Below are 15,048 nucleotides of genomic sequence, written 5' to 3'. Positions count from 1 at the left end.
CCTAATGTAACAACGGTTCTTTAAGAAGAAAGTGAAATTATATTTTTCCGAAAATTACGAAAGAAATTCCAAAAATCTATTTACGTTTTCTTTAAATACTAAATCAGGCCTTGCTCTACTTGAACGAGCGATTAATAAAAAAGTAAGGTAAGGAATGCAGAGTAATCCTTTAGCTCTAGTTTTTAAAAATGGATTTAAAAATTATTTCATAAGATATTAGAGTCCGTTTATTTTTTTCTATATTAAGTTCGTCTTATGAAAAATTTAGAAGCCAGAGATCAAAAAAGAATAGAAATAAATTAGGATTATTTTTTTATCCATCGAACATCTTGCCGGTCTAGTTCTTATAAAAGATAAAACCGTAAAAGATCGGTTTAAAAAAACGGAATTCGGATCTTTCAACATAGATATAAGAAAGATCTCAAAACTTCGCAAATAATCCGACATAATTTAAGGCTCTAAGAATTGTTTGAAATAAATTATTTTAGTATGTCTGCCCGCGGTCTTTATGTTAAAATCGACGGGCTATGTTGAATTCGAGACAAACAAAACAAATTCTATTCGAGTGCAGGGACTACTCGGAAAAGAATATCGAGGATAAATATGGCAGAAAACGAAATAGATCTTCTTCTGGAAGAAGATGAAGCGGATGATGAAGACACACTAGAGAATAAATATTTAGTCTTTTCACTGACCGACAGAGAATACGGATTAGAGATCAAATATATCATAGAGATCATCGGGATGCAGCCTATCACGGAAGTTCCCGATATGCCTGCATTTATCAAAGGAGTGACCAACCTCCGAGGCAAAGTAGTTCCACTAATTGATGTTAGGCTAAGATTCCATATGGAATCCATTCCTTATACCGAAAAAACCTGCGTAATCATCTTAAACATAGAAGGAGAAAGTCTTGGACTCATCGTGGACACTGTTCGCGAAGTGGTAAGTATTCCCTCCGAAAACACCGAACCCGCTCCAAAGATGGGAGACGGAGAAGCAAATCGTTTTATCGCCTCTTTCGGAAAAGTAGAAGAATCCGTAAAGATCCTGCTCGATGTGCGTAAACTACTGAGAGACGACGAGTTGGAAGTCCTACATGACAAACTTCCGGAAACCGGAACTCCAGCTTAAACAACCAAACAAAAGAAATTTATAATAAATCAAGGATAGAAGAATGAGCGTCAAAGCCAAATTAACCATAGGATTCTCAACCGTAGTCGTTCTGTTGATCTTCGTAGCAGGATTTGCAATATATCGTTTAAATACTTTTAATGCAGTAGTCACTAAAGCGGTCAACGTTTCCGCTAAAAAATCTACTATGCTTTTAGCGATGCGAACCGCGATACTCAAGGTCACCCGGGCCGAAAAAAACACTATCCTTTCCACCGAAGAAGAAGATATGAAAAGGTATATCGGTGAAACGGAAACAAATTTAGCTATCGTCTCCCAGTTGAGCCCCGAAGTTTATCCCCTGCTCCAGGAAGCAGGCAAAAAAAATATGGAGGAGTTCAGAGTAGTAGAAAAAGATTATAGAGCTACCCTGAAAAAAGTTTTAGATCTCGCGTATATCAATAAGAACGTAGAAGCAAGACAGCTCTCTCAAGTTCAACTCAGAAGTTATTTGGATAAGATGGAAGGTTTCCTCAACCAAATGATCGATCGTGCTCAAAAAGAATTGGATGATGCAAATAAGAACACGGACGAGCTATATGCTGAAACCACTTTTTTGATGATCCTAATCCCTATAATTTCTTCTTTGATCGCCGTAGGCTGCGCTGTTTGGATCACAGTCTCAGTCAATAAGGCCCTAAGCACCGCGTTAGAAGTAGTAGGTTCGGTCTCTTCAGCGGCAGCACAAGTATCCGCGACCGCATTCTCCTTAAGCCAATCTTCCAATGAACAAGCAGCCAGTTTAGAAGAAACGACTGCAGCAGTGGAAGAAATGTCCTCTACGATAGAGCAGAACTCCCATAATGCAAAAGAGACGAACTCTATGGCGGAATCTTCCGCTAAAGATGCGAGTAAGGGTAGAAAGTCCGTGCTGGAAACCTTAAATGCAATGAAAAAGATCTCCGGAAAAGTCAATATTATAGAAGAGATCGCTTACCAAACCAACTTACTAGCGTTAAACGCTGCGATCGAAGCAGCTAGAGCGGGTAAACACGGGAAAGGATTCGCAGTGGTTGCCGACGAGGTAAGAAAACTCGCAGAAAGAAGCCAGATCGCCGCCCAAGAGATCAATGGACTTTCTAAAGATTCGGTAGAGCGCGCTGAAGATGCAGGAAAACTAATAGAAGAGATCGTTCCGAGTATAGAGAATACTGCAAAGCTGATCCAAGAAATTTCAGTTTCTTCCGATGAACAAGCAAGAGGTATTACTCAGATCAATACTGCAATGGTCCAATTGGACCAAGCTACTCAAGAGAATGCCGCTGCATCGGAAGAGTTAGCGTCCACTGCGAAAGAATTGAACGAACAAGCGGAAACTCTTTTAGAAGTAATGGGAACTCTGATCAAGATCAGAGAAGAAGTATTAACTGCTTCCAAAGGAAAATCCAAAAAGCAGGATAGAAGTAGCTCACCTGTAAATCAACCGATCAAATCCCATTTCCATGCTCCTCATTTCGATCTAAAACATGCAGCTTCTCAATTCGGGAACGCAAAAAAAGATCCTAAAAAGGCATCGAATGGAAAAAACTTCCTTCCTCTGATAGAAGAAGAATCCGAGGCAACTAGCCATTCCGAAACTTCTTCCGGATCGGAAGAGAACTCCGGCGAAATCAAAGTATAAAATATGGATCGAGAACATCTTCTTTCGGAATTCGTTTCGGAAGCCCGAGACCTGATCGACTCAGCTGAAACTTCTCTCCTAACATTAGAAGAGGAAATTGAGACCGCAGGTCAAGGGAATCCGGAAACTCTAAACAAGGCCTTCCGTTTTTTCCATACCCTCAAGGGCTCTTCCGGTTTATTAAAACTGGAAACGGTGGTCAAGATCACTCACCTGGGTGAAACACTTTTAGATATATTAAGAAATCAGGATAAAGTTACCGAGTTCGATTTCAGCGACGATCTGATGGAAACTTTGGACCTTCTCCGCAGAATATTCGATCGTGTGGAAGAGGAAAAAACCGATTCCGGTTTTGAGCAAGAAACCGAGATCATCCGAAATAAACTTAAAGAACAATTGGATCGAATTTCCAAAGGTTCCGAAAAAGAAAAAACTACTCCAGAAAACAAATTCGGATTTTTTGAAGAAGAGGCTCCCCCTGCTCCGAAAGGATTCGGATTTTTCGAAGAAGAGACTAAACCCGCAATCGTGGAAAAAATCCCGGCTACTTCTTCGGAAGTAAACCCGATCATACAAGAAGTCCAAGTCGTCGAGAAAAAGAAAGATATTCGTATCACTACGGATAAGTTAGACCAACTAATGGACTTCATGGGAGAATTGGTAATAGCGGAGTCTAACGTGATCCATCACCCAGAATTAGAAGGATTAAGATTAGAAGGTTTCCGTTCTGCAGCAAGACATCTTCACAAGATCGTACGAGATCTACAAGAAGTTACGTTATCCATGAGAATGGTACCTTTATCATCCACCTTTCAAAAAATGAATCGGTTGGTAAGAGACTTACAAAAACGTTCCCAGAAAAAATTGGATTTCAAGATCGGCGGAGAAGATACGGAAGTAGATAAATCCGTAGTAGAGATCATCCAAGATCCGATCATCCATCTATTAAGAAATTCTATCGATCACGGTTTAGAAGCTCCGGAAGAAAGAGCGGAACTCGGCAAAAAAGATAAAGGGATCATCCGTTTACAAGCGAGACAATCCGCAAACGAAGTTTGGATCCTAGTAGCGGATGACGGACGAGGGCTTGATCGAGAAAAGATCATCAACAAAGCCAGAGAAAAAGGTATCCTAAAAGGAAATCCGGACGAAATGAGCGATAAGGAAGTTTTCCAACTTATATTCACTCCGGGATTTTCTACAGCGGAAAAACTCACCGATATTTCCGGCAGAGGTGTCGGAATGGATATCGTTCTCCAGAATATCAAAAAACTGAACGGTAAAGTAGAGGTGCGTTCCAAAAAAGGAGAAGGTACCACTTTCATTTTAAGAATTCCTCTTACTTTAGGGATTATTGAAGGGACCGTTTTCGAAGTAGGAGGTACCTATCTCACCCTGCCTACGATAGAAATCAGCGAATTAGTAAGTCTAAAAGATCAGAAATTGATCCATCCTTATAAGGACCAAGAGGTCTTGGACTTAAGAGGGATCTATATACCCGTGATACGGATCAATGATCTACTCGGTCTCAGGGAAAAACTGGAATACAAAAGTAAAAATCCTGTCTTGATCATTTTAGAGAATGAAGACAGATTCTTGGGAATACTCGTGGATGAAGTATTAGGAAATCAGAATATTGTGATCAAACCGCTTTCTTCTTCTATCCAAAAGGCCCAGGGAGTGAACGGATTTACGATCCTAGGCAACGGAAGAGTAAGTTTGATACTAGATACCAAATTCCTTTTCGAAAAATTCCACGGTACTACGGCTGGTACGTCCACGAATGAAAACTCAAATCTAAGTCTGGAAAAATTGGCCTAAGCTAGAATGATCAAGGTGTATATCATAGACGATAACCGGATTGTCCGTGAGATAATCGCCTCCCAATTGCAGGATGATCCCAGATTTACGGTGGTGGGATCTTCTACTGCGACTGAAGCAATGAAGGAAGTCCTAAAAGCAAGACCCGATGTGATCACATTAGACGTGGAGATGCCCGATATCAGCGGGATAGAATTCCTACAATGGCTGATGCCTAAATTTCCTATTCCGGTTATTATGCTTAGCTCCTTCACGGAAGCGGGAGCCAAAGTAACATTAGATTCCTTACAAGCAGGGGCTTTAGACTTCGTTCAAAAAGCGGACGGAAGCGAGGAAGATTTCCTCAGAATGATGCTGGAACTTAAGAATAAGATCCGAGCCTGCGCCAAAACGAATGTTTCCGACGTATTAAACCGAAATCAAAAGACCTCTCAAACAAAAACCCAGACAGGCTCCGCGGTTTCTAAGATCAAATTGATCGCGATCGGAGCTTCTACAGGCGGAACACAAGCGATAGAATATTTACTTCGAAATCTTCCCGGAGAACTTCCTCCTATCTTGATCGTACAACATATGCCCGAATATTTTACGGGAATGTTTGCGGAAAGATTGGATTCCGTTTCTCTTCTAAAGGTCCAAGAGGCCCAAGAAGGCCAGAGTATCTCGAAAGGGAACGTGTATGTAGCCAGAGGGGATCATCATATGGAAATTGGAGATCCTCCATATTATAATATTCGAATACATAAAAGAGAGAAGGTCACAGGTCATAGACCTTCCGTAGACGTATTATTCAATTCAATTTCAAGATCCCCATTGGCTTCTTTTTGCGCGGCCTTTCTTCTCACAGGAATGGGAAAAGACGGAGCTAGAGGGCTCAAGGCGCTTTCCGAAAAAGGCGCAATGACTTTCGGTCAAGACGAATCCACATCCGTAGTGTACGGAATGCCTAGAGAAGCATATGAGATGGGCGCAGTAAAAGAACAGATCTCATTAGACAATATCCCGGAAAAAATTTCAGAACTATGTTTCGGAACAGCAAACAGTTATAATTAATCAAAGGTTAGGTAGAAAATGACAAAGATACTCTGCGTAGACGACGCTCCCACAGTTTTAAAACTTTTAGATTTCACTCTTACGGAAGAAGGTTATTCCGTATGTAAGGCAGCAGGTCCTGATGAAGCACTTACTAAAATAGAATCGGAGGGTCCTTTCGACATAGGTATCTTCGACGTGAATATGCCCGGCAGAACAGGAATAGAACTCACTAAGGAAGTTTTAAGAACTGAAAAAGGAAAAAGTATGAAAATACTGATCCTTACCACTGAATCCAGTGACGCAATGAAATCACAAGGAAAGGATGCAGGAGCAAAAGGATGGATGATCAAACCTTTTAACGACGAGGATCTTCTCGCGGCGGTAAAACATCTGATCGGTTCTTAAATTTTCCAATATAATCTTTTTTTATCCAAAAAGAAAAGGATCAAAAACCATAAGACCAACACAGTTACGGAATATAAAAAAGAACTCAACTCCGGGGAATCTATCCAGCTTTTATAATATTCTAGATAGATCATATTTTTCAAAGGGATCTTTTTCCCTTCCGGAGAAGAGACCATGATTATATTCAAACTTCTGGCAAAAATCCCCGAGCCGAAAAACACAAGCAAAGCATTCTTTCCGAAAGGAAGAAGAAAAATTTTCAGAGCCTTAAACTCTAATCTATCGAATTTTTCTAAAATTAAAAACAAAGAAATAACAAGCAGGGCCCATCCTGCGGTCCAAAGAGAATAAGTTCCGGTCCATAAACTTTTATTGATCGGATAATAAATTCCCCAAACCCCGCTCACAAGCAGAACGATAAATGCGCCTAACGCTATTTTTCCGGATATAGAAAGAAGAGACTCCCTCTTCTCCAAATGGACCTTAATAAATTCTCCCGCAAAAATCCCGCAGAATACAGAACCTATGGATGTAAAAGAAGTCAAAAGTCCTTCCGGATCCCAGACTTTACCGAATTTCCACAAATGTGCTTGGCCAAAAATTTCTCTATCCAACCAGGCTCCCCAGTCTTTTCCTTCTTTCATACTTGGCTCTAAAGCTCCAGGAGGAGGAACAAATTCCTGTAAATACCAATAAGAGATCAGTAAGGATACAAATAGAAAGATCCTGAATTTTAGATTTTTCTCACGATATACGATCGCACCGAAAAAATAAGCGAACCCTATTCTTTGCAGAACTCCAGGAAATCTAAGATTGGCAAAACTCCATTCTCCGAAAAAATTCAAAAACAATCCTAGAAAGATCAGGATAGATGCACGTTTTAGTATTTTAGGAAATTCTTGTATTCCATTGGATATGGAGTAAGGAATGGAAGCTCCTACCACAAAAAGAAAAAAAGGAAACACCAGATCTGTCGGAGTACATCCATCCCATTTTGCATGTTTGAGAGGCCAATACATATTGGACCAGGTTCCCGGGTTATTCACCAGGATCATCCCCGCCACAGTCAGACCTCTCAAAAGATCAATGGATAAGATACGGATCGGATTTTCGGATTTCAAATTGTAAATACTACCAAAGAGATCTATGGAACTCGGTGAAACCCCAGACATCTTTGATCTGGACTTCCCTTCCCTTTTCCGGCCTGAAACTTCCTGAAAATTTTCCTACAAATTGCCTGAAATATAATTTGGTCCAGATCAGATTTACTTTTTCTCTTCTTTCTCCCTTTGGTTCGAATTCCAAGCGGATACGCCCATCTTCGTCCCAAAGCCTCCAAGGTTTATACGGATCTTTATGAGAAAAATCGAATATACATCTGCTGACTCTTTGTCTTTCGGAATCGATCCAGTAAGCATTCTCCGGAAAAAAACTTTCGTTTACTAAAGCCGCAAAATTGGCTCCTATTTTGGTCCTATCCGGAAGTACGGAAGAGAATGCGGCCCAATACCAATTTGTCTCCCTTCTCAAATAACCGCCGGACCAATCATAGACCATAGTTGTCCTGGAAGGATCCCTGACCAGTTCCTTCTTCTCATATTTTACACTGATACGATCAGGGATCAAAGGAGAACATTTTTCAGTGAATGTCCAACGACTCGGCTCGGAAGGATTTAGGACCCTAAGAGGATTATGAGTGATCAGAGAATATGGGAATTCTCCCGAGATCTCCAATTTATTTCCAAAGTTCGCATCTAGTAGAAGTTTTCCTTCCGAATGGGACTTGCGGATATTCAGGAAGGACTTTCCCTTTTTGAAAGAAATCTCGTATTCATCCGGATTAGCCGGGAATTTTAAAGCAAGACCTAAGTCGGGGCCTTTTACATCGAATTCGTAGACTTTACCCTGATCGAATTTATATAGATAAGCAAACACGTTATACGCATATCCAAGACTCACGGCCGCGATCCCGACCAAACAGTCTTCCATCATGATCCCTAGATAATTGAAAGAATGGAAGGCGAACTTCTTTTTAAGCCCTTTGATCTCTTTTCCGAAAAAATCCAGAAGAGTAAAATCGTGATGATTGAATTCGATCGGACCATCCCAAACTCCATAGTGCACTTGATTTTCGGGCCCGATAATTTTTTGCATAGATTTCGCTCGATTTTCGAACGCTTAGTTGAAAAATCAATGGGATTTCTACCTCATCAACCAAATCTGCTTTACAATTAACTTTTTCATACCAAGATCGACCTAACAATCGTTCGGGAATATCGGCATAACCATTCATGGGAGAAATCCAGAGCAAGCCTGCAGGAAGCAGAGAAATTCTCGAAGCTTCCGACTTAAAAACTCTGAAAGATAAAAAAACTTCCCGAGAGATCTCAGTTCTTCTCTATCGAGTTCTATTTCGAAGTGAAGAAGTTCGGGGAGGTTCGGTCAAAGTAGTTAAAGAGACTTTTATCCGCACTCATTCCAATCATCCGGAACAATTCCCCATCCTAGACAGAGCCAAGTTTGTTCGGGATATGATCTCTGTATTTAAGACTTCTACAGTACTCAATCCTGAAAAGTTAGAAGCATTCTTCTCATATGTTCATGCAGCATTCCAAAATGAGATCAGATATTTATTAGGCAAGTCCACTCAGTTCACCTTCGACATCATGTTTCAAGTGATAGAATCTATCCTTCAAGAGATGAGCCATCCTGAGGACCAAAGAACTGTGGATGTAAAAGACAGGGAACTGATCTTAAAACATTTTAGAGCCTATAACGATCTTTCTAAATTTTTCAATAAAATGGGAACTTCCAAGGCAGTGATCGACAAGAAGGACGAGATCATCACTGAGATCTCTATCAATCATAAAGAGATTACAATCGTTTCTATCGAAAATATGTTCCGAAATATTTTGGCCCAAATCCTTCTTTCCCGTAAGTACAATTGCGGGACACTGATCGATAAATGGTCCACCGAATACGGTTTTGGTCCGGAACAAGCCCAGTCCATGAGAAACCATATCCAAGAAACCGCTCCACTAACCGATTTTAGGACACAATACGCAAACGCGTTACGCGCTATTGGGACGGAGAATGATATGGATCTAATGTTCCTTAGGACATTATCCAACTATTATGCGTCTTGGGTGACCCAGGTTTCCGAGCAAATCCCTGCATAAAACGGTTTGATTTTGAAAACCATATCCGTCCAAAGACGGATGGATTTCTTACGTGTTCCACTTTTCCTGATCCTTATATTCTTTTGTTTGTTCTTTACGGAATTGGCTTCCGAATCCGCTTATTCTTCCATGAAATGGGAGGCGGCAGAACCTAAAATATTCTCCCCTTCTCCCTTAGCCCCTGAAGAAAAGATCAAGTCCTCCCAAGGAAGTTTGCTGATCGGAGAAGATCTTTATCTGCCCGCAAATTTTCCGGATACGAACGGAAAGAACACCAGCGGATTACTTATCAGGAATATTAAGACAGGAGCTGGAAATCGGTTCGATCTAAAGGAAACCGTAAGAGGTCTTGCGTGGGATAAGGAAGAAGATAAAATTTATGTAAGGCTTAAAAAGGAGATCGTGGTCTTACAGAACGGCTCTTTAGAGATCAAAAAAAAGATCCCATTCGCACAAACCGGAGCTGCTTGGGGAAATATAGGTTTTGCCCAGGGAAAACTTTTCGAGATCAGAGAGAATAAACTGATCTTTTACGAGAAGGAAACAGGATCCGAATTAGAACAAAAAGATCTACCTCTTCCCAAAGTTTCTTTCTCATTCGATTGTTCCGGAAAAGAGATCTTTTTTTGGTATTCCAAGGACGGAACGAATTTACATTCTTACGATCCCATTTTGAATAAGATCAAGAACAGTTTCACGGTACATTTGGAATCCAAAGAAGCAGGCAGACTCTCCTGTTTCAAGAACGATCTAATAGTTCTCAGTCCTGAATCCGAAATTTATCAAAATCTAATACGTATCGGAAACGATTACTACCCAGGAAAGCAGGAAAATTTCGTGCTTAAAGGAAATCTAAGTTATAGATTTTCGCCCAGCAAGGATACCTTACGTTTCGTTTTAAAGATCGCTCCTAAGGAAAATTCTCCGGAAACAGAGATAGCGGTAGCTATTCCGCCTCAGGAAACTTCTTCTCAAGTATTGAGCGAAGAAAAATTCCATCCGAACGGAAAATTGACGGAAGATAAGCAGAATAATCGTACGTTGATCATTCCTATCCCCGCTTTAAGTTCGGGACAAACATGGGAAGAAACGGTATATTCAGCTAAATTAACAAGATATAATATAGATTCGGGACTTACCAATTTCCGGACTTCTTGGGAAGATTGGAGGGTGCCGAGCGAATGGAAACAGTATCTTGAGGACGTTTCCGTTTATAAGATCTCGGATCCTGAGATCATTCGGATCAGAGATGAGCTCAAATCCTCCAGCTCGAATATAGAGGAATATATACAATCGGTATATAGATACATTCGAAAGAATATGGTTTATAAGCAGGATGGCAGATTCGACCCTGCGCCCACCGTTCTTCAAAACGGACATGGCTCCTGCACTGAACATAGTTACGCTCAGATCTCATTGCTAAGAAGTGCGGGGATACCGGCTAGAATGGCTTGGAACTGGCTGCCTGTAGGGGAAAAAGTGGAATTGAATCATAAAATTGCGGAAGTGTGGCACCCTTCTTTAGGCTGGATCCCGATGGAACCTTTGGCTCCTCCTAGAATGAGAGCAGGACTAACATATGCAAAACATATAATATTTGCAGTGCTCAATCAGCCCGGTCATTCCATTATCAAAGGAGGCGATACTCTGGCTAATTTTACAAAACCTGCCGGCGGCGCGACCAGATCCATCTCCATAGAATTGACTCCGGAAATCTCCCATAGGTCCGTAAAACGATACGATAGCGAAGCGGAAGAAATTTATCAGAAATCGAATCCCGTAAAAAATCGTATCTTAGAAAAATCCGAAGAGAGGATCGTGGAATAAGAAGAGAAGTAACGCCGCAGCTTCAGAGGAACGTGCGGCGTATTATAAATTATCCTATTCTTTTTAAAGAATAGCCTAAACAATAAGAAGCGGCAGCTAATCCATAATGGAATAGATCCACTCTTGGAAATCCGCCGATCGTTCCAACAGTTCCTATAACAAGTCCGGATAGAATGAAAAGCAAAGCTCCTGCAATTCCATACAATGCGGCAGTTTTATGAGAACCTTTATATTTCTGGATACATACTACTATAACTGCAATCAATGCAATCGCTCCGATCAAAGTAGTATATAAACCCAAAGGATAAAGATAACTTAATATAGCTAAAACCAATAGGATTAAGCTGAGAAGGTTCCAAGTTTTACCATTTATCTTTCCGAAACCCGCATTAAAAAATGCGATCCCGATCCAAGGAACTCCAACCACTCCTGCAATATGCACGATAGGTCTATAAATCGGGCTGATCCAATCTCCTCCTAAAAAGAAAACCACACCAAGAAGAGCGCCTAATCCGATCAGAAAAAGACCGTAGGCTCCTCCTTTTTTAGAAACGTTTCCTTTAGAGGAAGACTGGACGGAAAGACCGGCCCATACGGCAAAGATTGCCAATACTAAATCCGAAATAGCAGTACTAATTTGCATGACGAACAAAGAATCCGATCCGAATCAAAATGCAAGAAGGATTCGTTTTAAAATTGATTTTCCTAGAGTCTTCTTTAGTCTCAGGACTTTTTATTATGAGTTTGGACACTTGGATCTCTGAATCGAATGGTATGCGTAAGGAAACTAAAAACCCTTATTCCGGTGGATGTATATTCACTATCGGGATCTTGGCATTTGGTGTATTCGGAAGTATTGCATCCTTATTTTTCGGAGTATTATTCCTGACGGGAGAAGATAAACTTTTTCCAGGATTCGGATTCTTTTTCTGCATTTCACTCGTTATAATTTTTATCATTACGATGAGAAGTTACAGAAAAGCTTCTCATATAGTTAAAACGATAGAGATACAAACGAATACTTCTCTACTTTCTTTGAGAGAAACAGGCAAGTCGGACGTAGAACTTCCACTTTCGGAATTTATCTCTTATATGATCCTATTCAGAACGGAAAGATCCTCTTCTACCGGGAGCAGCATCAACACAAACAGCACTTGGAAATACTGGGACCTATACTTGGTATACAAAGATGGAAGTTGTATTTTATTAGAAACGTTTAGAGATGGGAATTCTCTCAAACAAGGATTGGAATTTTTTAGAACAAAACTTCCTCTTCCTGTTTTGGATAGATCAGATCTAAGGCTTACCAATTCCGGATCAAAAGATATTCCACGGAAACAAGAGCCTAAAAAGATAGAACCATCTCCTTGGGTCAAAACTGGATCGAAAGACCAAGGAACTAAAGTAGAAATTATAGAACCGAAATCCCTAGGAAAAACCTTTATCACGATCCTGGTACCGGCTTTGTTTTATGGAGCATGGTTCACGATCTTAAATTCCTTCTTTGCAAATTTTGAAAATCTGATCTTTCTGATCTTCTTCATTCCTTTTTCCGTTTTCTTTCTGGGAATTACGACTATAATGACCGTCTTTATTCTATTCAAAAAAACGGAAGTGATCGCAAATTCATTCGAATTAAAACTTCGTTATTCCACCAGGATACCTGTCTTAAGCAGCTTATTATATAAGGAAAGAGGGTTCCCTCTTTCTTCTATCCGAAATGTGCGTACGATACGAATGGAGCAGGATAATCAGATACTCTGTGTTGCATTAAAATCTTCTAATGGACCAAATCAAAGAACATTCTTGGATTTTTTATATAATGTCCAAGGAGTCAATCTTTCGGGCAAACAACTCCCGGGAGATGCGGAACTTCTGGGAATTACAACCTTAGGATCTTGGCTGCCTAAAGGTCCCGGATACAGCGACCTAGTATACGCGGAAAATGTATTGGAATCCGTTCTGAACCTAAGAGAAGAGTCCCTGACATTCTCGGATCTGGCTCCTTCTTCTCATAAAAAATAAAACGCCTTCGGTTCCTAAAGAAGAATGGATCCGAACCAAGCTCAAAGGAGTCTAAGAACGTATGCAAAATTTAGTCTTAAATCAATCTATCCGACTCAATAACGGAGTAGAGATGCCTGTCTTCGGCCTAGGAGTTTGGAAAACAAGATCCGGAAAAGAATGTATAGATTCGGTTTTGAACGCATTGGAATTCGGATACAGACATATAGACACCGCTAAAATTTATGGAAACGAATCGGATGTGGGCCAGGCGATCAAAAAGAGCGGGATCCCCAGAAAGGAATTATTCATCACTACAAAACTCTGGAATAGCGATCAAAGAAATCCACGCAAGTATTTGGATGAGTCCTTACAAACCTTAGGATTAGACACAATAGATCTGTATCTTATTCATTTCCCGGTAGCAGGGACAAGAAAACAAGCCTGGAAAGAATTGGAAAAAGCCTACAAAGACGGCCAGGTCCGTGCGATCGGAGTGAGTAACTATACAATTCCTCACTTACAGGAATTATTCGAATACGCTGATATTGTTCCTACGGTAAACCAAGTAGAATACCATCCGTTCTTAAACCAGAACGAACTTCTAAATACTTGCAAAAAGAATAATATAGTTCTGGAAGCTTACAGCCCACTCGCCCATGGCCAAAAAATTTCTGACCCGAAACTTACGGCACTTGCATCTAAATACGGAAAAACGCCTGCTCAGATCCTGATCCGTTGGGCAATCGATAAAGGATTAATAGTGATCCCAAAGTCAGTTAAAAAAGAAAGGATCTTGGAGAATTCACAAGTATTCGATTTCAAACTAAGCGAGTCCGATTTGGCGGAAATGGAAACCTGGAACGAGAACTTCCGGACCTGTTGGGATCCTACTGGGGCATAAATAGACTCGGGTTTAGCTTCTTTTTTTGTTGACTTTTTTCTTTTCGGGATGTCTATACATTAATAGTTCAATCTTAAAGTATTATGGCCACTCATTATAAAGGAAAGCCTAGAGATGTAAAGGTACTCGATGCCTATATCAAATTGAGCCGTTGTGCGGATTCTATCCGTACAATGGAGGAAAAATTCCTGAACCAATACAATCTGACCAGCGGCCAATTCGGATGTTTAGAAACTCTTTATCATCTTGGCCCGATGTGCCAAAAAGAGATCGGCCAAAAAATATTTTCCTGCGAAGGGAATATCACACAGATCATAGACAACTTGGAAAAAAGAAGTCTAGTACTCCGGGTCAGAAGTGAAGAAGACAGACGTTATTTTATCATTAATCTTACCGACAAAGGAAAGGAACTCATCGGAACTTCTTTCCCTGATTATTTGGAGCAGTTGAAGGGCAAGATGTCCTGCCTCAGCGACGAAGAACTCAAAAATTTAGGACAGATCTGCAAGACTGTCGGACTCAAAACCGCGTAATATGAAAGGAGGGATCTATGTTTTTCGGATTTTTCGGCCCATTACTTTAATAATAAACTATTAAACAATAGACTATATAAACACAAATCATTCAGGAGATGAGCATGATTCAAAAAATTCTCAAAACGGACTCGGATATAACATCCTTAATTTTAAGAGTAACACTCGCGGTTGTGATGTTCCCACATGGAGCACAAAAGGTATTGGGCTGGTACGGCGGATATGGATTCTCCGGAACTTACGCATTCTTAACCGGTGCAGGCTTTCCGGGATTCTTAGTAATACTTTTATTCATCGCAGAATTTTTAGGACCTATCGGATTACTTTCAGGTCTTCTTACAAGAGTAGCAGCAGCAGGGATTGCAGTCGCGATGACAGTAGCAATACTTCCTCATACCGAACACGGTTTCTTTATGAACTGGGCAGGAAGCCAAAAGGGAGAGGGTTTCGAATTCCATCTATTGATGGTAGCAATCTCCTTAGCATTGGTGATCAAGGGAGGAGGAAAATTCTCCGTGGATGGAGCGATCTCCAAAAACTAAGCGT

At 40.6% G+C, this 15,048-nt stretch carries 14 protein-coding genes; 11 read left to right on the top strand and 3 right to left on the bottom strand.

Features of this window, described 5'->3' with window-relative positions:
• Window positions 1-603 precede the first annotated feature (603 nt).
• From EHR06_RS04350 to EHR06_RS04330, 5 genes are read left to right on the top strand one after another with little or no spacing between them, the layout of a single operon-like run.
• Window positions 604-1,134 (top strand): chemotaxis protein CheW, encoded by a 531-nt coding sequence (locus tag EHR06_RS04350; RefSeq protein ID WP_135755862.1) that lies wholly within the window; start codon window positions 604-606, stop codon window positions 1,132-1,134.
• 43 nt (window positions 1,135-1,177) lie between these two features.
• The gene (locus tag EHR06_RS04345) at window positions 1,178-2,794 is read left to right on the top strand and encodes a HAMP domain-containing methyl-accepting chemotaxis protein (protein WP_135755861.1); all 1,617 of its coding nucleotides are present in this window, start codon (window positions 1,178-1,180) and stop codon (window positions 2,792-2,794) included.
• Window positions 2,795-2,797: 3 nt separating this feature from the next.
• A complete protein-coding gene (locus EHR06_RS04340) occupies window positions 2,798-4,615 on the top strand; it encodes a chemotaxis protein CheA (protein ID WP_135755860.1) in 1,818 nt (605 codons plus the stop codon).
• Between the two features lie 6 nt (window positions 4,616-4,621).
• Window positions 4,622-5,668 carry a chemotaxis-specific protein-glutamate methyltransferase CheB gene (cheB, locus tag EHR06_RS04335; protein ID WP_135755859.1) on the top strand — a complete coding sequence of 349 codons (1,047 nt, stop codon included), beginning with the start codon at window positions 4,622-4,624 and terminating at the stop codon, window positions 5,666-5,668.
• An 18-nt stretch (window positions 5,669-5,686) separates the two neighbouring features.
• Window positions 5,687-6,055 carry a response regulator gene (locus EHR06_RS04330; RefSeq protein WP_100710994.1) on the top strand — a complete coding sequence of 123 codons (369 nt, stop codon included), beginning with the start codon at window positions 5,687-5,689 and terminating at the stop codon, window positions 6,053-6,055.
• Here the strand turns inward: EHR06_RS04330 and EHR06_RS04325 are convergent.
• Complete coding sequence (locus tag EHR06_RS04325; protein ID WP_425269478.1) at window positions 6,052-7,185, bottom strand: acyltransferase family protein; 1,134 nt, start codon at window positions 7,183-7,185, stop codon at window positions 6,052-6,054. The two genes, EHR06_RS04330 and EHR06_RS04325, sit on opposite strands and share 4 nt — an antisense overlap.
• Before the next feature lies 1 nt (window position 7,186).
• Window positions 7,187-8,209, bottom strand: coding sequence for a DUF2804 domain-containing protein (locus tag EHR06_RS04320; RefSeq protein ID WP_135755857.1), 1,023 nt, complete (start codon window positions 8,207-8,209; stop codon window positions 7,187-7,189).
• Between the two features lie 137 nt (window positions 8,210-8,346).
• On the opposite strand from EHR06_RS04320, the gene EHR06_RS04315 reads away from it, so the two are divergent.
• Together EHR06_RS04315 and EHR06_RS04310 are read left to right on the top strand one after the other, a co-directional pair.
• Window positions 8,347-9,234, top strand: coding sequence for an LIC_13029 family protein (locus EHR06_RS04315; RefSeq protein ID WP_135755856.1), 888 nt, complete (start codon window positions 8,347-8,349; stop codon window positions 9,232-9,234).
• A 39-nt stretch (window positions 9,235-9,273) separates the two neighbouring features.
• A complete protein-coding gene (locus EHR06_RS04310; RefSeq protein ID WP_135755855.1) occupies window positions 9,274-11,061 on the top strand; it encodes a transglutaminase-like domain-containing protein in 1,788 nt (595 codons plus the stop codon).
• 49 nt (window positions 11,062-11,110) lie between these two features.
• Here the strand turns inward: EHR06_RS04310 and EHR06_RS04305 are convergent, their stop codons facing one another.
• A complete protein-coding gene (locus EHR06_RS04305) occupies window positions 11,111-11,704 on the bottom strand; it encodes a DUF6962 family protein (RefSeq protein ID WP_135755854.1) in 594 nt (197 codons plus the stop codon).
• Window positions 11,705-11,733: 29 nt separating this feature from the next.
• Between EHR06_RS04305 and EHR06_RS04300 the strand changes: the two genes are divergently transcribed.
• From EHR06_RS04300 to EHR06_RS04285, 4 genes are all read left to right on the top strand, one after another.
• A complete protein-coding gene (locus EHR06_RS04300; RefSeq protein WP_135755853.1) occupies window positions 11,734-13,086 on the top strand; it encodes a hypothetical protein in 1,353 nt (450 codons plus the stop codon).
• A 61-nt stretch (window positions 13,087-13,147) separates the two neighbouring features.
• Window positions 13,148-13,969 (top strand): aldo/keto reductase, encoded by an 822-nt coding sequence (locus tag EHR06_RS04295; protein ID WP_135755852.1) that lies wholly within the window; start codon window positions 13,148-13,150, stop codon window positions 13,967-13,969.
• Window positions 13,970-14,052: 83 nt separating this feature from the next.
• Window positions 14,053-14,502, top strand: a complete 450-nt coding sequence (locus tag EHR06_RS04290) for a MarR family winged helix-turn-helix transcriptional regulator (protein ID WP_135755851.1) — start codon at window positions 14,053-14,055, stop codon at window positions 14,500-14,502.
• 104 nt (window positions 14,503-14,606) lie between these two features.
• Complete coding sequence (locus EHR06_RS04285) at window positions 14,607-15,044, top strand: DoxX family protein (protein ID WP_135755850.1); 438 nt, start codon at window positions 14,607-14,609, stop codon at window positions 15,042-15,044.
• Window positions 15,045-15,048 lie beyond the last annotated feature (4 nt).

The sequence above is a fragment of the Leptospira dzoumogneensis genome, assembly GCF_004770895.1.
GTDB classification, from domain to species: Bacteria; Spirochaetota; Leptospiria; order Leptospirales; family Leptospiraceae; genus Leptospira_B; species Leptospira_B dzoumogneensis.
Note: the sequence above shows the minus strand (reverse complement) of the source record. Positions and strands in the feature narration are given on the sequence as shown.